Consider the following 21,036-nt stretch of genomic DNA (forward strand, 5'->3'; position numbering starts at 1 on the left):
AGGTCTGCGGGGGGCGGCTGCAGCCGGTCCTCGACGCGACGGCGCTTGCAAAGGAGCTCGGGATGCACGTCGAGACGGTCACGCTGGTCATCCCTGGGCAGAACGACTCGATGGAAGAGATGGAGAAGCTCATTCGGTGGGTGCTCGACAACCTCGGACCCGACACCCCGATGCACTTCACCCGGTTCCACCCCGACTACAAGATGCGGGAGGCGCGACCGACGGAAGTCCGGGCGCTCGAGAAGATCTACGAGCGGGCAAAAGATCTCGGGCTCCACTACCCCTACCTCGGCAACGTCGGCGGCCACCCCTACGAGAACACCTACTGTCCCGCCTGCGGCAGCCTCGTCATCGAGCGGTCGGGCTACGCGGTCCGGATCGTGGGGCTCGACGACCATACCTGCACGGCATGCGGCGGGCGTATCGAGTATGTCTCAGAGATCAGGTGAACCGCGACGGTTCCTCGCCGACCGGATGCTCGGGACGCTCACCCGCTACCTCCGGTTCATGGGCTACGACACGATGAGCGCAAACAGCCTTGCCCCGGGGAGCACCCGGGAAGATACCCTCCTCCTCGCGATCGCCGCCCGGGACGGCCGGCTTCTCCTGACCCGGGACCGTGAACTCGCACGGCGGGGCGACGCACAGGCAATCTACATCACGTCCGAAGAGATCATGGACCAGATCCGGCAGATGGCCGACCTCGGGCTCATTGAACCCGAGATCCGCATGAGCCGCTGTTCGCTCTGCAACGCGCGTCTCCGGCCCGCCACCGCGCGGGAGGTCCGCAAGACGCCCTACGCCCCGCGGTCGGCCCGGGGGAGGGAATTCTCATGGTGCCCGGTCTGCCGGAAACTCTACTGGATGGGGTCGCACGGCACCAGCCTTGAGCAGCGCCTGAAAAAGTCCCCCTCCCCCTGACCGGGTGCCTGCCGCAGTCGCCTGCAGAAGCGTGGAAATACTTTCTTCAGGCAGTTCTGGAGAATTCGGGAAAGGTATATCAACCTTCAGGGGGTATGAAGCGCGGCGGCCACAGGCCGATCGGTCCAGTTTTTATCAACCGGGACGCCTGCAAATACGCCGGCCATCCGGCGCGGGAGAGGGCGTGGTCGCCGGTCTCGAAATCCGGACCTTACACGAATCGGCGAGGCCCGGGCAATTTGATGAGGAATACTATGGAACGTCTGAAAATAGCGTTTTTCTGCTGGGAATCACTGTATGCCGAACGGGTCGGCGGGCTCGCAAATGCTGCGACAAACCTTGCCGAGACACTGGCACGGCACCACGAGGTGCACTTTTTTACCCGGGGAGAGGGGGGAGATACTGAGGTTAACGGGGTTCGCTACCACTACTGCCGACCATCGGGCGAGGGGATCGTCCGGTACTGTTCGGATATGAGCAGAAGAATGATCGACCGGTTCGACGAGTTCGATACACCGTCGTTCGACCTCCTGCACTTCCACGACTGGCACGTGGTCGATGCGCTCCGCCGGCTCCGGGACCGGGAGACCATCTTCACCTACCACTCGACGGAGTTCGGCAGGAACGGGAACGCCTCCAGCAGGAGGTGGCCGTTCCCGGAGATATCGGGAATCGAGCGTTGCGGCGCATCGATTGCAAAACGCGTAACAGCGGTCTCTTCGACCCTCCGCCGGGAGGCCATGAGCCTCTACGACATCCCGGACTGGAAGATCGACGTCGTCGCAAACGGTATCGTGCCCGGCCACTACCAGGCGGACGTCGATCCGGAGGCGGTGAAACGGCGCTACGGCTTTGACCCCGACTCCCCGCTGATCCTCTTTGTCGGCAGGCTTGCATGGCAGAAAGGGCCCGACATGCTGGTGGATGCAGCTCCCCACCTCCTCCGGGAGCACGCGGACGGCCAGTTCGCCTTCATCGGCGACGGGCAGATGCGCCGGGGTCTCGAGACCCGGGCCAGGTCGCTTCCCATCCGTTTTCTCGGGCGACTGGACGATGCGGACTACGTCCGGCTCCTCAACGCAAGCGACATCGTTGCCATCCCGAGCCGGAACGAGCCGTTCGGCCTTGTGCTCCTCGAGGCGTGGAGCGCCGGCCGGTGCGTGGTCGCGTCCGACGTCGGCGGGCTCTCCGAGAACATCGAGCACGGGACCGACGGGGTCAAGGTGCAGCCGCACCCGGACTCGATCGCCGAAGGGCTCTCGCTGGCGGCGGACTCCTCGGAACGCTCGCTCTCCATGGGGCGGGAGGGGCTCGACAAAGTGAAGAAAGAGTTCCAGTGGAGCCGCGTTGCGGAGCGGATCGAGGAGTCGTACCGGAAACTCGCGGACCAGGACCCACTTCCCCGCCGGCTCACGGCAGCATGACGGCGATAAGGTGCTCCATCAGGCGGAACGGGTCGGATGAGACGACGGGAGTCCCCGCGTAGAGTTCCATCCCCCCGATATCCGACGTCCGGGAGTGAAGGTCGCCCCGGTCCACCACCCATGCGACATAATGGCCAAATTCGTCGAGCGGCGGCATATACACTGCTGCATTGTAACTCTGCACCCCGATGTTCCGGTAACACTCGAGCACTTTTGCGAGTGCAGGAGCGAGGTCGTGCGGCGACTCCGCGATGATCGCGACCTCGTGCTCCTTCCTCGGGGTGAGGTGCACCATGACCCGGGCGTTTTTATAGACGAGACCGAGGCCGATGGCGGTGTGAGCCAGAAAGAGGTCGTCGTAGTAGTCGCTCCCGTAACGGCACCGGTAGTCCTCCCGGACCCGCTCGATCCGTGCCGGAGCGGTATACGGGCGGTGAGTGAGCAGGATCTGGGCATGGTTGTGCACGACGCTCGCCCCCGCACGCCAGAGGCAGTTGTAGATGAGGAAGGGGTAGACCGCCTGAGGGGTTGTGCGGTGCGCATCCTGGCACCACCGGATGGCCACGCTGATCATATCGGCGATCTGCGGCTCTGTGGTGACGTAGGGAGTGGCCTCTTTCGCGATGATGATGGCGTGGAGGTAATCGTACTTGGCGATGTTGCTTGCCGTGACCCAGTGGTCGCCGTCGATCCTCCCAAACGTGTCGGCCGGCGTCTCATCGAGGGGGTTTGAGAATGGTCCCTCTCTCGCAAGCGCCTGCAGGTCCCGCGTCTCCTCGGCGCGGGGCGTCAACACCGGACGGCGCGCCCGAACAGAGTTGAAGAGCGTGCTCTCGCCGGTCTGGTTATTGGTCACCCTGACGATCTGTTGTGTCTCGATATCGCCGTATTTCTCCCGCACCCACGCTCGCATCGGTTCAGGGAAGACCAGACATCCGGGTTCGACATACCAGGAGAATATCCGGGAGACGACCTCCTCCATATCCGGCGCGAGCTCCTGCACGATACCCGGCAGCCGGGTGATGTCAAGTTTGACCATGGGCCCTTCGTATACCGACCCCGCACCGATAAAGATTCGCATCTGCCGGGGGGGACGCAAAATGAACCCCAGATCGGTCGAACCGGTGCAGATCGCGACCGCGGCCACACCCCGGGCATGGAATGGAAGGCTTATTGACTCCGGGTGAAAACGTACTCTATATTTGTCGAGATCCGCCCGGGCCGGGCACTCTGGTGGATTCTACGGATAACAGGACAATGGCATTCTTTGACAGGTTCCGGACGAATATCGAGAGGTTACGGCAAGAAAAAGATTATTCCGGCCTGGCCGCGGCCATGGAGAGTGCCGACCCCGGTAACCGCGCCGAAGCGGCGCAGGCTCTCGCGAGCCTCGGGGTCCCCGCCATCCCGGATCTAGAGAGAGCGCTGGAGCGGGCCGGGCCTACAACACGCGCCCGGATGACGGAAGCCCTTGTTTCGACCGGGATAACCTCCATCCCCTTGCTCCTCGCCCTGATCCTCCGGGCTTGCCCTGACCTGCAGGCATCGATCGCCACTGCAATCGCAGGAGCGGGCGACGGCATGGCTGAGGCGCTGCTGCCCGCGCTGCACCACCAACAGCCGGCGATCCGGCGTGCCGCCGTGATTGCGCTCCGGGAAACAGGAAAAAAGGCGGTCCCATCCATCGCGGGACTGCTCCATGACGACAACCATTCGGTACGGAGAGAGGCTGCGGACGCGCTTGCCGTACTGCGGTGGACGCCCGATGATCCCGCGGAGAAGGTCTGGTTTTACTACCTCCGGGAAGACTGGACGGAACTCGCCAGACTCCAGGGAGCGGCCGTCCCGGTCCTCCTCAACGCCCTGGCGAGCGAAAAACCCCGGATACGGAGCGAGGCGGCACGGACGCTCGGGAAGATCCGCGACAGCCGGGCTGTCCCGGCGCTGATCACCGTGGTGAAAGACCCGCAGATGGACGTCCGCATGCGTGCGGTTGAAGCGCTCGGAAAGGTGGGCGACGACCGGGCGAAACCCCCGCTCGTCGAAGCGCTCAACGATCCCGGCCATCCGGTGCGGATGGAGGCGGCCTGGGCGCTCGAGCGACTGGGCTGGATCCCGCATAGCGACCTCGCGAGAGCCGAGTACCTGATTGCAAGCGAACAGTGGAGCCAGCTTGTCCGGATGGGGAGACCGGCCATCCTGCCGCTCATCCGGGCCCTCGCGATAGAGTATTCGGGTGTCCGCACCGGTGCGAGCGAAGCGTTGCGGCAACTGGGACAGCCTGCACTCAGCGCCCTGAACGCGGAAGCCGCATCAAAGAACCCCGCCCGGCAACAGCGGGCACGGGGCGCCCTCGAGTATATCCGGCAGCGCCAGGAAGAGACGGCCCGCAAGCAGCCCGCACCGGAAGACTCCGCACAATACAAGAAGGAACTCAAAGAGGGGCTTGCCAGCCAGAAGCGGTTCGAGAAGCAGTTCGGGCGGCCGACGTTTGCCCGCAAGGAGCGGGGCCGGAAGCCCTCGCCGCCACCCAAAAAAGAGGCGGAGACCGCCGCCGCCGGCCCGGAGAAGCCCGCAGAGCAGACGGAAAAAACGCCCGGAAAGCCCGTAAGCCTCAACGACCTCCTCAAGGAGAGCCGGCAGGCGGAGACAGCGTGGGCAGAGGTCAAAGCCCGGCTCAGGGCGGAGACGCCGGCCCCGGCAGGAGCGATCCCGCTCGATCAACTTATTCCGCTCGATTTTGAGGAGGCGATCGCCGGTGCCGATGCCGATAAAGCCCCCGAAGAGGAGGAGGTAAGCGTTCACAAAGAGCCCGTAGTGCAGGAGGCCCTTGAACTGGAGATCCCGGAACTCCCCGGAAAGATGCCGGAACCCGAAGATGTTGAGCCGGTCCCGGAGAAGACAGCACTGGAGCAGTGCCTTGAAGCGCTCAGGAGCAGCGACGAGGAGATCAGGGCGGCAGCGGTTGCCGCGCTGCAGACCATGGGGAAGGAGGCGGTCGGGTACCTCATCCAGGCGCTCAACGACCCCCACTATGCGGTCCGCATCGCCGCCGCGGAAGGGCTCGGCGAGATCGGGGACCGGGCTGCCGTTGATGCGCTGGTCCTGGTATGCAACGACGAAAGAGAGGATGTGCGGATCGCCGCTGCCCGGGCGCTCGGACAGATTGGCGACCGCCGCTCAATCCAGCCGCTCATACGTCTCTTCAGCGACAGGTACCATGGTGTCCGGGTCGCGGCGGCAGATGCCGTCACGGTCTTTGGTCGCGACGCGCTCGGGCCGCTTGAGGAGGCGCTGGACGATCCGGTGCCGACTGTCCGCGTGACGGCAGCCAGGGCAATAGGGCTCATCGGTGCAGGAGAATCGGTCCCGGTCCTCATCGGACACCTGGGAGATGCGGCGCCGGAAGTCCGGTGGAGCGTTGCCCGGGCCCTCGCCGACTTCGGCTCATTGGCGGTTGAGCCGCTCTTTCTGGTGTTGAAGAAGGGAAGGAAAGAGATGCGCCTTGCGGCGATCGACGCCCTCTGGGAGGTCCCGGATAAACGGGCAGGCGAAGCGCTGCGCTACGCCCTTGAGGACGAAGATGAAGAAGTGAGGACAAAAGCAGAGGCCGCCCTCAAGAAACGGCAGGTGATCGATGTCTGGCGGAGAACCCTCGGCAGCCAGGTCCAGGAGGAAGGGAACGCCCCGAAGAAGAAGACAGTCCGCCTGGAGGATAAGAAGGCGTTTGAGCGTTCCGGCCAGCAGGATATCGATACACTTGTGGTGGCGCTCAAGGATAAGGACTGGAACACGCAACTCGGCGCCGCGACGCGCCTCATCATGATGGGACGCCCCGCCGTGGACGGCCTCATCCGCGCGCTCAGGGACGAGAACCGGGAGGTTCAGACCGCCGCCGCCAGCCTCCTCGGGGAGATGCGTGAGACCGCGGTCGAGCCGCTTACAGACGCCTTACGCGATCCCGACCGGTTCGTCCGGCTCGTTGCTGCCCGCAACCTGGGTAAGATCGGGAACAAACGATCCATCGAAGCCCTGATCGGCTCCCTGCACCAGGAGCCCGACAGCGAGGTCCGCGCAACCGTGGCGGAAGCACTGGGCTACATGGGGAGCAGGCAGGCGATAGAATCCCTGGCCCTGGCACTGCGGGACAGGGACGATACGGTCCAGATCGCTGCTGCCCGGTCGCTCGGCTACATCGGGGATAACCGTGCCGTCGAACCGTTGATCCAGGCCTTGAGCGACGTAGACGACCGGGTCCGGCATGCCGCGCTCGAAGCCCTGAAGGACCCCGGGGGCACGGCCCGGGGCCACCTCGTTGCTGCGCTCCGGTCCGGCGACGAGAGGCGCAGGGCGGGGGTTGCCGAAGCGCTGGAATCGGTGGGCTGGGAGCCGGAGACCGTCGAAGAAGAGACGCTCTACCTCATGGCCCGGGACCGGTGGGCCGAGGTGGACCGGGTCGGCGCAGATGCGCTGCCGGTGCTTGCAGGGGCGCTCTCCGACCCGTCGATCGAGGTGCGGGCAAACGCCGTCAGGGCTATCGCCCGGATCGGGGGGGAGGAGGCCGTCGCCCTCCTCATCACGGCGCTCCAGGACGATGCCCTCGTGGTCAGAAAGCGAGCTGAACGGGGCCTGATCGATATGGGAGAGGCGGCTCTTCCCGCACTCACCCTGGCGGCCGCTCAGCCGGAGGCCCGAGAAGAGGTCCAACGGGTCATCGATGAGATCCGCCGGGACGAACCGGGGATGCCCTAGTGCATCGATTCTCGATCAGCAGTACAATCGAAGGGGTACCGGCTAGATTTCGCACTCTTCGGAAGGTTATAGTTTGGGGTATGCCCGGGCACGGTTTCCCATAGGGTATCGCCATGACTGCCCCCGCCCTCGGGGCGGGGGTGGATAGGAGCGCTCCGTGGGAGATACGACGAAGGCCGGATATGGCCGGTTAGTTTGGAATCATTGTCCTAGGGGATCCGCCCGGCCGCCTGCCAGTAATCGTACTCGTGCTGCCAGCGGTCCTTGTTCGCCGTGACCAGGGCCTGCATCCGCTCCTGCATCGCGGCGTGGAATCTCTCCTGCTCCGGGTAGGTCTCTTTATTCGCGATGGCCTGTGCGAGCCGCTTGCCAAGTTCGTAGGCCCTCCCCTCCGCAGGCACGATCGTCTCCGGGTCTCCCCCGAGGACCACGCCGACACCGCCCACGGTGGTTGCCCCCAGGGTCCGGAGGACGCCGTTGAGGTAGGCGACCACCTCATCCGCTCCGGACCCGCCCGCCGTGGCGACGGCGCACCCGTACTTCCCGGTGAAGACCTGGCAGTGGATCGCGTCCGCCATCCGGTCGAGCATGGTCTTGATCTGAGCGGTGACGGAGTCGATGTAGTTAGGCGACCCGAAGACGATCCCATCGCTTTCAAGCATCTGCTGGTACAGGGCGGCGAAGTCGTCATCCCTGACGCACTCTCCCCGCTCGCAACAGGTCAGACACCCGGTGCAATACTCGATCTGGAGCTTCGCGACGTCCACGAGTTCTCCATCGGCCCCGGCGCTCCGTGCTCCTTCGAGGACGGCCTGGACAAGCCGGAGCGTCTGGCTCCTTGAGCCGCGGGGACTTCCGTTAATGGCAAGTATCTTCATTATTTCTCCTCTTTTCGCGAATCTGTGTTCAGGCGCGTTCCTCCGGCAGCCTTACGGGATGTCGTGGGTGACGGCGATCTCGACGCGGTATTGCCAGTCGCAGTCGCCGGGGAACGGATCGATGGTGAAGATCTTCGTCTCGCCCGCCGGGAACCGGGGGATAACGATGGTCTCGGTCGACCGGATCATGCCGCTTTCATTGTCGACGAGCATAAACCGGATGACGACGTTTCTCCCGGGCGCATCGCCGGTGTTGGTCACCCGCCCCGTCACAACCCAGTAGCAGGACGCATCGGCGCGAAAGTGCTTCTCGGGTGCGGTGACGGTGGTCGAGAACGAAGGCTGCGGCCCGGCGGGTGAGTAAGTGACCCGGGCAGGCGGCGTCTCCTCCGGAGTCGGCGCCTCCGGTTCCCCGGGAATCTCCGCGCAGCCTGCCGCGGCAGCAGCGCCGATGAGGCAGGCGATGAGCAGAAGGCTCATCCGACCCTTTCCCGAGGAAGACGTTTCCTGCATGATGGGTCATTGGCCGGAGGCTATATAACAGGTTCGGAAGGGTATTGCAGCCGGAAAAGAGTATCCGGGAGTGCGGGGTGTCCCGGACTGCCGGGCACGCCCACCCTGCCGGGGGCGGGGGAACGGTTATATGCTCTCCAGGCAAGGGGCATTCGGAGCCGGGAGGAGTGCTGATGAGCGGGGATGCCGTAGAAACCATCGGGACCGTGAAGGTCTGCAACGCCGTAACGGGAGAGGTGGAAGAGGTTGAGCGGGTCGTCAAGTCCGACGAGGAGTGGCGGCGGCAGCTGACGCCGGAGCAGTTCGCGGTCGCCCGGAAAGAGGGCACGGAGCCGGCCTTCACCGGGAAGTACCACGACTGCAAGAAAGACGGCCTGTATGTCTGCGTCTGTTGCGGCAACCACCTCTTCTCTTCGGAGACGAAGTTCGAATCAGGGACAGGCTGGCCGAGTTTCACAAAAGCCGTATCCGACCTGAACCTGCGGACGGAGCTCGACAGCCGGTTCGGCATGAGCCGGACCGAGGTGCTCTGCAGGCGGTGCGACGCCCACCTGGGCCACGTCTTTTACGACGGGCCGCCGCCGACCTTCAAGCGCTACTGCATGAACTCGGCATCGCTCCGGTTCGTGCCGCGCGAGGACCTGCAACAGCAGAGATAGAGGGGCGGGGGCGGCCGCGAGACGGTCACGGCGTTCCGCCGAGGCGCCAGACCGGGCTCTCTCCGACGATGGTGGTCTGAAGATAGGCACTGGCCGGGTCAAGGCCCTCCGGCACCTCGAAGAAGAGATACCCCGTCAAAAACTCACCCCGACCGAGAAGAACCCTGGTGTATGACCCTCCCTGGGTGGTCGGGCCGGGCGACGCGAGCGGGCGGTAAGTCTCCCCGGCGTAGTGGAGGGTGAAGGTGCTCTCCGCCGGGATCTGGATACGGGTGTTGACGCCGTCCCCTTTATGACCGAGGTGCGCCGCCCGGAGAGCCACCTGGAGGTAGGACATCCCGGGCCCTGCGGTATACTGCACCGGCTTCGTGCCGGTGGTCCAGAACGTGTGCGACCACGTTACCCGTTCGACGACCAGCGAGGCGGAGTTCTCCCCGCGAGTATCATCGTAACGGAACCGCCCACCGATCTGCAGGGCACCGGGGAATTCAGGAGCGGACGCCACGGCGAGGCCCGGCGAAGCCGGCGCGATCCCCGGACTCTCTCCAGGAGGGCGGCTGCATTCCTCCAGGGCATCGGAGAGAGATGCGATCCCAAGAGCGATGCGGCCCAGTGCATCGTCCGTCACGCTCTGGTTTCCGGGGATCCCCCCGTAAAGGAGGGTCCCGGCTGCCGCGAACTCGTCGAGCGCAGCGATGAAGTGTGAGCGTGCGGGCTCGCTTCCCGGGGAGACCTCAAGGACGGCGGCATCGGCACGGAGACTCTCCACAAGAGAAGAGAGCCCGACTGCCTGGTCGCGGAGCGCCGCATCGTCCCGGGTATGCAGCGAATGGATCTGTCCCACGGAGAGTTCCATGAGCGGGATGCTGGCCCCGGCGATCAGCGATTCCAGTCGCTCGTCGTCCGTCGCAGAGAGGAGGGCCGTGCCGTTCTCCGGTCCTGCCCCCGGAACGGAGGCGTTTCCGGGAGCACCGGCTGCCTCTGCCGGCGAAGCGGGAGAAACCATCGCGCAGACCGCCGGAAAGAGGAGCAGGCCGGTGAGGACCACCCCGACAAAGCCGGCTGCCAGCAGCACCGCCGCGTGAGACCCCCTCATTATCACGGATCAGTGTATCGCACACGGAACGGATATTGGTTGCGATGGAAGTCCGGCATTACGGCACCGGTTCCCGGCCGGCGGGCTGCAAAGGCCGGTGAACACCCCCGGACAGAACCGGTGCAGAAACCCGGTCATAGCGTCTTTCCAAGCGCCCAGACAGGAGAATCGCCGCCATCGAGAGCCACCCGGACAGAGCATTCATTGAGATTGAGCGCTGCAGGAACGTCAAAGACGATATACCCGGTCTTCACCCCATATCGGTCCAGCCTCGTCGCAGTGTAGGGCTCCCCGAGCGACGTCCCGGAGGCGAGCGTTATCGGGGTATAGGTCGTCTCACGGTACTGGAGCGTGAAAGCACGCACCTCCGGGGTCCGGATCGTATACGTCCTGCTCTCCCCTTTATGGCCCAGGTTCGTGATCTTCACCTGAATCAGCAGGAACGTCCTCCCGGGTTCCGCCACAATCGCCTCCGGGCCCGCATCACGGGCGTAGTAGACGCCGGTGCTCTTCACCGACTCCAGCATCAGGGAGATGTCGTTCGCACCGGTCCGGTCTTCGTAGACGTACCGCTGCAGAAGCGGCAACGCGTCCCGGGAGGCGGAGGCCCGGGGCAGGGAGAGGCTGGTCGCCGCGATCTCTTCCGGCGCCTCCAGCACGGAGCCGTGCAGATACTCGAACGCATCACTGAGATGGCCCGACCCCTGCCGGTTCGCTTCAAGGGCTGCATCAACCGTCGTCTTGTTGAGAGGAGCGGTTCCCTGCAGCGTCTCGCCGGCCGCTCCATACGACTCGAGAGCAAGGGTGAACGAGGTTTTCAGGCCTTTTCGGTCCTCTGAAACTTCGAGCGCCGTCAACTCCCTGATAAGGTCCTTTGCGAGCGTGCGGAGCGCGGCAGCACTCTCCCTTGCCGGCAATTCGTCCCAGGCGTAGAGGGCGTAGGTGTTCTGCACGGAGAGCAGCATGAGCGAGGCGCCGGAATCTTCGACCAGATCGACCAGTTCTTCATCGTCGTAGTCAGGGACGACTACCGTGGCGTTCTCGGCCTCCGGGGCGGTTTCGTTCTCGTCGGGGATGGCGGGCGAGCCGGCCGCTCCCGGCACGGCCACGGGAGTGAGATTCAGAGGGTGGCCACCCTGGAGCCGGTCATCAACCCCGGCAAAGAGGCTGGAGAGGTTCTGGGCGGCGGCCGCATGCGATACTCCGGGGGCGGGTGTGCCTGAACCGGCGTCCGGGGAGGGGCAGAAGAGGAAACTCGTGAAGAACACGAGAGCCAGTATCATCACAACGGCGTCCTGGAGGTCCACAACGGATATAGATCTTCCTTTTCAAGAGAAATAACTTCCCCGGAAACCGGCGCTCCGGGTTTTGACTGCACCCCGTGACGACGGCACGAACCATTATTCTCCGGCGGCACCGACCTTTGATCCGTGACCGGCGATACATCCCCCTGGGACGAGGACTACCGGAGGCGAGGCGATCTCTGGGGCGGAGCCCCGGCGCCGCTCCCGGACCTCCCGGCCGGTGCCGCCGTCCTTGAGGTCGGGTGCGGGAACGGCAAGACACTTGCGGCCCTTCTCAGGCGGTCCTCGCGCGTGGCCGCGGTCGACATCTCCCCCCATGCCGTCGCTCTCGCCCGGCGGCACCCGGACACGGCGCCGGCCAGCCTCGGCGTCGCCGATGCCCGGCACCTGCCGTTTTGCGAGGGAGCGTTCGACGCGGTCGTTCTGGTCCACATCATCGGCCACCTGCCCGAACCGGGCCGGAGGGCCGCGGCAGCCGAGGTATGCCGGGTGCTCAGGACCGGGGGCACCGCTTTCTTCCGGGGGTTCTCCGTCGAGGATATGCGCGCCGGGAAGGGAGCGGAGACGGAGCCGCAGACCTTCCGGAGGGGCGAGGGCATCATCACCCACTACTTCACCGAAGACGAGGTGAGAGAACTCTTTGCACCACTCGTCCCGGTCTTTCTCCGGACGCACCGCTGGCGGATGCGGGTCAGGGGCCGCGACCTCCCCCGGGCCGAGATCGAGGCGGTGTTCAAAGACGGGAGAGACTGATGAGATCAGGAGTCTGGAATTCTATCAACTACAACTCCCCCCTTCCTCCAGTTGTAAAAACCGTGCACGGCTTCCCACTGGATATCGCCATTGGGGAGGGGTTGCTTCTCTTCAGTTGTACAAAACGGTACACGGCTTCCCACTGGATATCGCCACGCGGGGGTGGAGACAGGGATAGCGCCCTCTGAATCCTACACGTTTTGTCAGGATATCGCCACGCGGGGGTGGAGACAGGGGAGGGGGGTTTCCCCCCTCCCCTGAAACCCCTCCCCCAGGCGCGATATCCACCACGGTCCACTGTACCGGGCTTTTTCATCGCTCGGGTTACCCGTCGGGAGGACGCTCGTACACAAACCCGGTAGTGCATCCAGACAACGCCGACCCTACCAGACCGGCCCCGCGCGCACGAGCGCCTGAAGGCCCGGTCCATCGCCATTCCCCGGCCCGGCAGAGACGGGAACCGGAGGTGACATACCTTTTTTACGCATCGGAACCGAGATATGGTAGCGAATTATGCGGACCCGGGAGTTCACGCCGGCCGAGACGGCCACTCTCCGGGTTCGTCTGTGCAGAATGGTCAACCTTTTTTGACATCCGGACACCATACCAGAGGAGGAAGAGAAGTCATGTGTATTGCAATGCCCGCTGAGGTGCTGGCAATAAAAGAGGGCAACATCGGCGTCGTCGACTTCGGCGACCTGCAGCAGGAAGTCAGGCTCGACCTCGTCGACGTGAAAATCGGGGAGTTCGTGCTCGTTCACGTCGGGTTCGCCATCCAGCGCCTCAGCAGAGAGGAGGGACTTGAGACCCGCGAGCTCTTCAAGCAGGTCCACGCCGCGGCGATGGAGGAGTGATGCACGAGTACAGCATCGCCTACGACATCTATACGACCGCCCGCCGGGCGGCACTCGAGAACAACGCAAAAGAGGTGAAGTGCATCTCCATCGACGTCGGCAAGATGGCGATGGTGAACCCCGAGCAGGTGGAGTTCCTCTTCAATATCATCATCGAGGACGACCCGCTCTTTTCGGGCGCCCGGCTCTCGTGCAAGGATATCGAGGCACGCACCCGCTGCTCCTGCGGTTATGAGGGGAGCGAGCGGTTTATCTGCCCTCAGTGCGGGAAACTCCCGGAGATCGTTGCAGGAATGGAGATCGTAGTAACAAACATCGAGATAGAAGTGGACGAAGAATGAAAGTCAACCTCATGCACGGTGCCGGCGGCGAGGTGATGGGCGAACTCCTGCGTGTCATCACCAACCTCGAGCACAACAACGCCGGCGGGATAGGCCTTGAGTCGCTCGACGACGGGGCGGTCATCCCCTTGAACGGCCAGAATATCGTTTTTACGACCGACAACCATGTGGTCTCGCCGATCTTCTTCCCCGGCGGGGATATCGGTCGTATCGCCGTCTGCGGGACGATCAACGACCTTGCGATGATGGGCGGGCGGCCGATCGCCCTCTCGTGCGGCATGGTCATCCCCGAAGGCTTCGATGTCGCCGACCTCGAGCGGATCGTCGCGTCGATGGACGCCGCACTCGGCGAATGCGGCGCAAACCTCGTGACGGGAGACACCAAAGTGCTTGAGCGGGGCGCGCTCGATACCATCATCATCAATACCGCCGGGGTCGGCGTCGCCGAACGGGTGGTGCGGGACAACGGGCTTCTCGCCGGCGATGCGATCATCGTCAGCGGCACCATCGGCGACCACGGTATCGCCATCATGGCCCACCGCGAGGGGTTCGACTTCGGCGGCCAGATCCACTCCGACGTCGCCCCTCTCTGGACGCTCGTCGAGCAGGCGCTCGCGGCCGGAGATATCCACGCCATGAAAGACCCGACACGGGGCGGGTTCGCGAACGCCATCAATGAGATGGCGAGAAAGAGCGGCGTCGGCGTCGTCATCGAGGAAGAGGCCCTCCCCTTCCGGACGAGCGTCCGGAGCGCCGCCGGTATGCTCGGCATCGACCCTCTTGAGGTGGCAAACGAGGGCAAAGTCGTCATGGGGGTAGCCCCCGGCGACGCCGAGGCCGTCCTCGCGGCGCTCCGGAAGCACCCCTACGGCCGGGACGCCGCGATCGTCGGCAGAGTCGTCGAAGGCTCTCACGTGATCATGCGGACTGCCATCGGCGGAGAACGGTTCATCGAGCCGCCGATCGGCGATCCGGTCCCGCGCGTCTGCTAGCAAAGAACTGCAACCATCTTTTTGCGCCGCTACCGGTGGGAACCGTGCCTGTGATATACGATCGTCACCACTCTCTGCTCATATGGTGAGGCATAATGCGATGACAGGAGAGGCGGAGATCGAGGTGCGCCTGGTGGATGCCTGGGATGTGGAAATGATCGCAGACCTCTACCGGGCAGGGGGCTGGTGGAACGAGACCTGGGACCCTGCCGGCCTCGGTGCCCTCATCGCCGGGAGTTTCGCCTTTGCCGTCGCCGTCGACCCTGCGGCCGAGAGAGCGGTCGGTATGGGCAGGGTGATCTCGGACGGGGTCTCGGACGGCTACGTCCAGGACCTGGTCGTCCTCCCCGGCTACCGCGGGCAGGGCGTTGGAACGATGATCTTATCAACGCTGCTGGATTACTGTAGATCTGCAGGTGTCACCTGGGTCGCCCTTGTCGCCGAACCCGGGACCGAAGCATTCTATACCGCGCTCGGATTCCGGAGAATGGAGGAGCACATACCCATGCGGTGGTATCCGGAGAATAGGTGAGGCATGCTGAGATTTGCTGACTTCAAACCCGTGGGCCTGGACGATCGCGACCTCTTCGTGGAGCACTATCGGAAGTTCCCCCAGGTGCACAGCGACAATACGTTTGCGAACATGGTCTGCTGGAACCATTACGCGGATTACCGTTTTGCTGAGGTTGAAGGTGCAATCGTCCTCTCAAGCACCATCGAAGGCGCAACGTCGTTCCGTATGCCGATCGGCCCGCAGAACCCGGACGTGCTCCACGACATCATCGATCTCGCGGTGAGGGAGGGCGGTGAGACGCCGCTACGGGTCCTCGACCCGGTAAACGAAGCGTGGATCAGGGAAGTCTACCCGGACCTGCCTCTTCATCCAAACCGTGACTTCTTCGACTACATCTACCGAACTGAAGACCTCGCCGAACTCGCCGGAAAGGGCTACGCCACCATCCGCCGCCAGGTCAATCGGTTTGAACGGGAGCATGCGTATACGGTCGAGGCGATCAGCACGGAGAATATCAACGAGGTCTGGGAGTTCCTGGTTGTCTGGTGCGAATGGCGGGACTGCGACTCCGAGCCCATCCTTGCATACGAGAAAGAGGCCCTTCTTTTTGCAGTGAACAACTTCTTTGCCATCGGCCTTGAAGGATTTATCATCAGGATCGGCGGCACGATCGGGGCAATATCGATTGTCGGGCCGGTCAACCAGGAGATGGCGGTCGTTCACTTCGAGAAGGCGCTTCCCGAGACCTACCGGGATATCTACAAGGTGATCACGACCGGGACGGCGGCCGGGCTCCGGGAACGCTACCGCTACGTCAACCGGGAGTGCGACATGGGCGTGCCCGGTCTCCGTGAGTCAAAGACGCGGTATCACCCCGCCTACATGGTCGAGGTGCAGTACGCGACCCGGGACGACCTGGTGGCGTCTCGATGACGACCGCCGACCTGGTGCTCCGGAACGTGACGCTCCCGACAGGTCGGCGGGCTGATATCGTCATCGCCGGGGGTATCGTCCGGCACGTCGGGGCACCGGTGCGCGCCGACGAGACGATCGACTGTGCCGGGTATACCTGCCTCCCGGGAGCGGTCGACATGCACGTTCACATGCGGGGCGGGGTGCAGGTAGAGAAAGAGGACTGGCACACGGGCACCGTGAGCGCGATCGCCGGCGGGGTGACGGTCGTCGTCGACCAGCCGAACACCGTCCCCCCCATCACCACGCCCGAACTCCTCCGGGCACGTGTCCGCGAGGCGGAGGGGGAGGCCGTCTGCGGGTTTGCGGTGAACGCAGGCGTCTTTCCGGGTGCGGATCTCTCCGGGATGCGGGATGCCGGCGCGATGGCCTTCGGAGAGACCTTCGCTGCGCCGTCGAGTTACGGCGAGGGGCTCGATCCGGAGACTCTCAAGGAGATGTTGACCCGCATCCACGCCCTCGGGGGGCTTGCCACGGTCCACGCCGAGGAGGTCGCCGGAGAGGCGCCGGCGACGCTCGCCGACCACGACCGCGCTCGTTCCGGCGCCGGAGAGGCGCGCGCCGTCCAGGCGGCCGCTGCCCTCGCTCCGGACGGGATGCGGCTCCACTTCTGCCACCTGAGCACCGCCGCCTCGATCCGGGCCGCCCGCGGCACGGTGGAGGCGACGCCGCATCACCTCTTCCTCTCGCACGAGATGTTTGCCGGGGACGATACCCGGGCCCGGGTGAACCCCCCCCTCCGGGACGAAGCGACCCGGCGCGGCCTCTGGTCCTGCTGGGATGAGATCGACGTCGTCGCATCGGACCACGCCCCGCACACGGTTCCAGAGAAGGGCCTGCCGTTTGAGTCCGCTCCCTCCGGTATCCCCGGGGTCGAGACGATGGTGCCGCTCCTGATGGCAGCGGTGCGCCGGAGGCGGATCACCCTCGCCTCGGTGATCGAGAAGACGTCGTGGCGGCCCGCCGCCGTCCTCGGCATCCCCCGCGCAGGGTTTCTCCCCGGCGACCGGGCGGACTATGCCCTCTACCCGGACGAAGTCACCCGCATCGACGCGTCGAGCCTCCACGCTAAGTGCGGCTGGTCGCCGTTCGAGGGGCTCGATGCAGTCTTCCCGGACGAGGTGGTCGTCCGGGGCACGCGGGCCTACGTCTGCGGGGATTACCGGGAGGCGCACCCGGCATGGTACCCCGGGCGAGGATATTTATCCTCGAAACGTGAATAATATCGGGCCGATACAGCGCATCTTTAGGTCCCCGGGTGATCACCTGGCGAGACGCCTGGACATGATCCGCGGGACAACCCAGGTGCGCGACAGGCGCGCCTGGCATATGGGTACGATCGGGTGAGGACCGGCATCAGCCGCCTGTGAGCATCGATCGTTAGTGCCGGGCGACATCCTTTCAGGAGATCTTTTCTTATGGAACCATACGCCGAAGCCATTGTCGAGACCGGGAATGGTGTTACCATAGCGCTCGATGTTACGGCCGGCGCGAAAAAGAGGTCGTTTCCAGCCGGCTACAACGAGTGGCGCAAGAGCATTCGCTGTCAGGTCACGGCCCCTGCTGTCGGCGGGAAGGCGAACCGGGCCGTTATCGACCTCGTCGCAGGGACGTTTTGCATACCCCGCACCGATGTGAGCATCATCGCCGGGCACACGTCCTCGTCGAAGACCGTGGCGATCGCCGGTCTGTCGAAACTCGATATCCTGGCACTTCTTTCCCCTCACGAAGCCTGATCCGCTCCGGAGAGGGATACGGCAGGTGCCGGAACCGGGTAATTATCGCAAATAAAATATATAGCGCGCATCATCAAAATCAAAACCATAGAAAGCCTGTTTTTGGATTTTGACTTTGAAAAACCTTATGATCTCGGCGCCATCTGATTTAAGTAATTGCACCTTCGATATATAACTGATTGCCATCCCCGCGCAGGTGACGCCTTGCGCGGGGATGACGATCGGATTTGTACTTCAGGAGGCAGGACTCCATGTATTCACCAGAAACTACAAAATATCTCATCCATCTTACTCTGCAGATCGAGGGGGTGGTCGATAAACCCGACGTCGTGGGCGCTATCTTCGGCCAGACGGAAGGGTTGCTCGGCGAAGACCTTGACCTGCGGGATTTACAGAGGACGGGCCGTGTCGGCAGGATCGACGTCCAGATCACCACAAAGCGAGGAGAGACCAAGGGGGAGATACTCATCTCATCCTCGCTCGACCGGGCGGAGACCGCGCTCCTTGCTTCGTCGCTCGAGACGATCGACCGGGTCGGGCCGTGCACGGCCCGCGTGAAGGTCGACCGTATCGAGGACATCCGGGTAACCAAACGGCGCAAGATCGTCGAGCGCGCGAAAGAACTCCTCCTCGAGGACTTCGATGAAGGAGCCATTAACAGCGACGATCTGCTCGACGAGGTCCGGGAAGTCATCAGGATAGAGAAACTCGAGTACCTCGGAGAGGAGCGGGTTCATGCGGGCCCGAACGTCGTAGCCTCCGATGCCATCATCCTTGTCGAGGGGCGGGCCGACGTGATCAACCTGCTGCGCTACGGGATCAAGAACGCGGTTGCGGTCGAGGGGACCAACGTCCCGCGCGTCATCATCGACCTCTGCTCGCAGAAGACCGCAACGACCCTGCTCGACGGCGACCGGGGCGGCGAACTGATCCTCCGCGAACTCCTCCAGGTCGCCGAGATCGACTTCGTGGCATACAGCCCGCGGGGCAAGAGCGTCGAGGAGATGAGCCGCAAGGAGATCGTCAAGGCGCTCCGGAACAAGGTGCCGGTAGAGGGGATCACCGACCAGATCCCCAACGAGGAAGCGATGGAGCGGTTGCCCCCGCCGGTCAACCACACCGGGGACGAGGAGTTGCCTGAGCAGAGAGACGAGGAGAACCAGAAACCCCCCTCGACGCTCAGCGAGCACATGGCCGGCGTCCGGGACAAAAAGATCGCACGGTTCCTCTCCCCGGACTACGCCGTCCTCCTCGAATCGAGCGCTACCGATCTCGAAGGCGCACTCCAGACCCTGAACGGGGATGTTGAAGGGCTTGTCGTCGATCGTATCATCGACCAGAGACTTCTCGATCAGATCGGGGGAAAGAATCTGGAATTCGTAGCTGCCCGCGACTTTAAAGGGATCATAAAACGCCCCTTCTCCATCAGGCTCATAAAGATAGGATGATGGTTATCCGGTGTGCAAATTTATAAATATTTATCTTCACTATTTTTATCTCTGGGAGAGAATATGCACAAGGAAGAACTAATTGCCTTACACGGGATACTTACGGAGATTAAAGACTTCTTTGAGATGGCAAACCCGGAGTTGAAGTTCTCGCAGTATTATGCGTTAAAGATAGAACCCTCTCAGGTACACAAGAGCAAAATGGAACATAAGTATGCAATATTCGTGCTCGGGACGGAACTTGCAAATGCCATGAGGGACGTGGAGTTCTCGTCATCCGGCCGGATCTCTGCCCGGATGAAGGAACTTGCAGAGAAGACCTTAAAAGAGATCGAGTATCTCCAGTAAACACCTGATATTCGCGTGTCGCCCGCCGATACCTGTCTTGTTGACGGGCAGATACGCTGTCGGTCGAGGGGCCAAAGCCCCATCCCTCCTCTCCTCAGGCACGCATCTCGCGCTCACGCTCGATGAGGTATGCAGCCAGCAGGTTCGGGATCGGTGCCGCCATGCAGTGCCAGTTCGGCGTCCCGTTCACTTCAAGAACCGTATACCCGTCCCTATCCCGGAGGAGATCGACACCGCAGTAGTCGATCCCGATCGCCGACGCCGATGCCTCGGCGATGGCGCGCATCTCCTCGTCGATCGGGACCGGCATGCCGGTCCCGCCCTGGTGAATGTTGTGCATCAGGCCCTCAGAGACCCGGGTTATCGCGCCGACGGCCTCTCCGCCGAGGACAAAGACGCGGAAGTCCCGGTCGTTCTTGACGTACTCCTGCAGGTACCAGGGTCCCGGCCCGAGGTCGTCCGGGTCCGTCACCAGCCGGATGCCGTTTCCGTCATACCCGTAGAGCGGCTTATAGACGATCTTGCCGTGCCGGAGCAGGAAATCCCGGGCCTGCGTCTCCGAGCGTATGTAGGCCGTCTCCGGTGTCCGCACCCCGTTCTGCAGCAGGAGGGCCGACGTCATCGCTTTCGATGCACAGTCAACGATACTCCGGGGTGTGTTGATCACCCGGTTATGGAGCGAGAGCACACTCAGGGTCTCGAACTGGTGCCCGTCCTGTCGGATCCCGCAGACCCAGATGAGCTCGTTCTCAAGCCCGGAGTTGAGGGGGTCGATCGTGCTGAGGTCAAGGACCCGGTATCGGGCATCGGCTCTCTTCAGTTCCTGTATAACGGCGCCGGTCGAGTTATCGTCCGGCGTATCGGTCGGTTTAGGTACGATATGGATCATGCGCCTCACGTCCCGCTCCCGGGACTAACGGTTTATCTTCGCGTTACAGTACCCTTTTGTATCTCGCCGGATATAATCGATGGGGAAGAAGAATACCATGCAGAAAAACCGGATCGGCATCATCGGGTGCGGGAATCCCCTCATGGGAAATGACGGGGCGGGGATCCTGGTGATGCAACGCTTCGAAGGGAGGTATCCCGCCGTCGACTGCATCGACGGCGGCACCGGGGGTTTGGGCCTGATCCCGCTGATGGAGGCGTATGAGAAGGTGGTGATCGTCGATGCAATGGTGGGCGTCGGCGACCGTATCGGCGAGGTCCTCACGTTAGAAGCACCGCCTTCCCCGGATCTCCCTCTATGCGCACTCCACGACATCGGGATCGGGGAGGTGGTGACGATAGCCCGGGAACTCGGATACGTCGGGGAGGTGGTGACCGTCGGCATCGAGGCGGGGGAGATCCGGGCGTTCAGCCGGATGGTGGACCCGGCGATCGAAGAAGGGATCCGGGTTGCCGAGAGAGAGATCGAGGGAATCCTCCGGAGATGGACCCGCGAGGCTGGTGGTGTTTTCACAGGTACGTAGATGAGGCGTACAGGTATCCCTGCACCGCGTTCCATTCCAAAGGTATAAATAGTAAGGTT

General features: G+C 63.5%; 21 protein-coding genes and 1 pseudogene. 16 read left to right on the plus strand and 6 right to left on the minus strand.

Annotated features, from left to right (window positions below; all coding sequences use genetic code 11):
• The 3 genes and pseudogenes from PLN84_RS02605 to PLN84_RS02615 form a co-directional block, all read left to right on the plus strand.
• A pseudogene (locus PLN84_RS02605) lies at positions 1 to 449 on the plus strand (AmmeMemoRadiSam system radical SAM enzyme); the annotation flags it as partial.
• A complete protein-coding gene (locus tag PLN84_RS02610; RefSeq protein WP_348531889.1) occupies positions 430 to 921 on the plus strand; it encodes a Mut7-C RNAse domain-containing protein in 492 nt (163 codons plus the stop codon). The pseudogene PLN84_RS02605 and the gene PLN84_RS02610, both read left to right, overlap by 20 nt.
• Before the next feature lie 254 nt (positions 922 to 1,175).
• Complete coding sequence (locus tag PLN84_RS02615) at positions 1,176 to 2,345, plus strand: glycosyltransferase family 4 protein (RefSeq protein ID WP_299953065.1); 1,170 nt, start codon at positions 1,176 to 1,178, stop codon at positions 2,343 to 2,345.
• Here PLN84_RS02615 and PLN84_RS02620 read toward each other — a convergent pair.
• Entirely contained in the window at positions 2,332 to 3,384 is a 1,053-nt protein-coding gene (locus tag PLN84_RS02620) for a hypothetical protein (RefSeq protein WP_299953063.1), read from the minus strand. The genes PLN84_RS02615 and PLN84_RS02620 overlap by 14 nt on opposite strands.
• A gap of 296 nt (positions 3,385 to 3,680) precedes the next feature.
• On the opposite strand from PLN84_RS02620, the gene PLN84_RS02625 reads away from it, so the two are divergent.
• Positions 3,681 to 7,097: a HEAT repeat domain-containing protein gene (locus PLN84_RS02625; protein WP_300195521.1), complete on the plus strand. Its 3,417-nt coding sequence runs from the start codon at positions 3,681 to 3,683 to the stop codon at positions 7,095 to 7,097.
• Between the two features lie 209 nt (positions 7,098 to 7,306).
• Here PLN84_RS02625 and PLN84_RS02630 read toward each other — a convergent pair whose 3' ends face one another.
• A complete protein-coding gene (locus tag PLN84_RS02630; protein ID WP_299953057.1) occupies positions 7,307 to 7,975 on the minus strand; it encodes an NAD(P)H-dependent oxidoreductase in 669 nt (222 codons plus the stop codon).
• 51 nt (positions 7,976 to 8,026) lie between these two features.
• Positions 8,027 to 8,488, minus strand: a complete 462-nt coding sequence (locus PLN84_RS02635; protein WP_299953055.1) for an FxLYD domain-containing protein — start codon at positions 8,486 to 8,488, stop codon at positions 8,027 to 8,029.
• Positions 8,489 to 8,661: 173 nt separating this feature from the next.
• Here PLN84_RS02635 and msrB point away from each other — a divergent pair, with 173 nt between their 5' ends.
• Positions 8,662 to 9,147, plus strand: a complete 486-nt coding sequence (gene msrB, locus PLN84_RS02640) for a peptide-methionine (R)-S-oxide reductase MsrB (RefSeq protein ID WP_299953052.1) — start codon at positions 8,662 to 8,664, stop codon at positions 9,145 to 9,147.
• Between the two features lie 25 nt (positions 9,148 to 9,172).
• On the opposite strand, the gene PLN84_RS02645 is transcribed toward msrB, so the two are convergent.
• Both PLN84_RS02645 and PLN84_RS02650 read right to left on the minus strand, forming a co-directional pair.
• A complete protein-coding gene (locus PLN84_RS02645; RefSeq protein WP_300020589.1) occupies positions 9,173 to 10,249 on the minus strand; it encodes a hypothetical protein in 1,077 nt (358 codons plus the stop codon).
• A 128-nt stretch (positions 10,250 to 10,377) separates the two neighbouring features.
• Positions 10,378 to 11,526 carry a hypothetical protein gene (locus PLN84_RS02650; protein ID WP_299953046.1) on the minus strand — a complete coding sequence of 383 codons (1,149 nt, stop codon included), beginning with the start codon at positions 11,524 to 11,526 and terminating at the stop codon, positions 10,378 to 10,380.
• A gap of 147 nt (positions 11,527 to 11,673) precedes the next feature.
• On the opposite strand from PLN84_RS02650, the gene PLN84_RS02655 reads away from it, so the two are divergent.
• The 10 genes from PLN84_RS02655 to PLN84_RS02700 all read left to right on the plus strand — a co-directional run bounded on the left by PLN84_RS02655 (position 11,674) and on the right by PLN84_RS02700 (position 19,505).
• Positions 11,674 to 12,300: a class I SAM-dependent methyltransferase gene (locus PLN84_RS02655; RefSeq protein WP_299953043.1), complete on the plus strand. Its 627-nt coding sequence runs from the start codon at positions 11,674 to 11,676 to the stop codon at positions 12,298 to 12,300.
• A 626-nt stretch (positions 12,301 to 12,926) separates the two neighbouring features.
• Complete coding sequence (locus PLN84_RS02660) at positions 12,927 to 13,154, plus strand: HypC/HybG/HupF family hydrogenase formation chaperone (RefSeq protein WP_292385405.1); 228 nt, start codon at positions 12,927 to 12,929, stop codon at positions 13,152 to 13,154.
• Positions 13,154 to 13,495 carry a hydrogenase maturation nickel metallochaperone HypA gene (locus tag PLN84_RS02665; RefSeq protein WP_292385403.1) on the plus strand — a complete coding sequence of 114 codons (342 nt, stop codon included), beginning with the start codon at positions 13,154 to 13,156 and terminating at the stop codon, positions 13,493 to 13,495. The genes PLN84_RS02660 and PLN84_RS02665 overlap by 1 nt, the downstream gene beginning before the upstream one ends.
• A complete protein-coding gene (gene hypE, locus PLN84_RS02670) occupies positions 13,492 to 14,487 on the plus strand; it encodes a hydrogenase expression/formation protein HypE (RefSeq protein WP_292385402.1) in 996 nt (331 codons plus the stop codon). The genes PLN84_RS02665 and hypE overlap by 4 nt, the downstream gene beginning before the upstream one ends.
• 82 nt (positions 14,488 to 14,569) lie before the next feature.
• A complete protein-coding gene (locus PLN84_RS02675) occupies positions 14,570 to 15,019 on the plus strand; it encodes a GNAT family N-acetyltransferase (RefSeq protein WP_292558827.1) in 450 nt (149 codons plus the stop codon).
• A gap of 3 nt (positions 15,020 to 15,022) precedes the next feature.
• Positions 15,023 to 15,934 carry a phosphatidylglycerol lysyltransferase domain-containing protein gene (locus PLN84_RS02680; RefSeq protein ID WP_292385399.1) on the plus strand — a complete coding sequence of 304 codons (912 nt, stop codon included), beginning with the start codon at positions 15,023 to 15,025 and terminating at the stop codon, positions 15,932 to 15,934.
• Positions 15,931 to 17,196, plus strand: coding sequence for a dihydroorotase (gene pyrC, locus PLN84_RS02685; protein WP_292385397.1), 1,266 nt, complete (start codon positions 15,931 to 15,933; stop codon positions 17,194 to 17,196). Before PLN84_RS02680 ends, pyrC begins: the two co-directional genes overlap by 4 nt.
• Before the next feature lie 195 nt (positions 17,197 to 17,391).
• Positions 17,392 to 17,709: a DUF167 domain-containing protein gene (locus tag PLN84_RS02690; RefSeq protein ID WP_348531890.1), complete on the plus strand. Its 318-nt coding sequence runs from the start codon at positions 17,392 to 17,394 to the stop codon at positions 17,707 to 17,709.
• Positions 17,710 to 17,960: 251 nt separating this feature from the next.
• On the plus strand, positions 17,961 to 19,157 hold the full coding sequence (gene dnaG / locus PLN84_RS02695; protein WP_292385393.1) for a DNA primase DnaG: 1,197 nt from the start codon (positions 17,961 to 17,963) through the stop codon (positions 19,155 to 19,157).
• Positions 19,158 to 19,220: 63 nt separating this feature from the next.
• On the plus strand, positions 19,221 to 19,505 hold the full coding sequence (locus PLN84_RS02700) for a UPF0058 family protein (protein WP_292385392.1): 285 nt from the start codon (positions 19,221 to 19,223) through the stop codon (positions 19,503 to 19,505).
• 94 nt (positions 19,506 to 19,599) lie between these two features.
• Here PLN84_RS02700 and PLN84_RS02705 read toward each other — a convergent pair whose 3' ends face one another.
• Positions 19,600 to 20,394 (minus strand): ATP-grasp domain-containing protein, encoded by a 795-nt coding sequence (locus PLN84_RS02705; RefSeq protein WP_292385390.1) that lies wholly within the window; start codon positions 20,392 to 20,394, stop codon positions 19,600 to 19,602.
• Positions 20,395 to 20,491: 97 nt separating this feature from the next.
• Between PLN84_RS02705 and PLN84_RS02710 the strand changes: the two genes are divergently transcribed.
• Positions 20,492 to 20,977, plus strand: a complete 486-nt coding sequence (locus PLN84_RS02710; protein ID WP_292385388.1) for a hydrogenase maturation protease — start codon at positions 20,492 to 20,494, stop codon at positions 20,975 to 20,977.
• Positions 20,978 to 21,036: the final 59 nt, after the last annotated feature.

Source organism: Methanoculleus sp. (assembly GCF_035363275.1).
Classification (GTDB): Archaea; Halobacteriota; Methanomicrobia; order Methanomicrobiales; family Methanoculleaceae; genus Methanoculleus.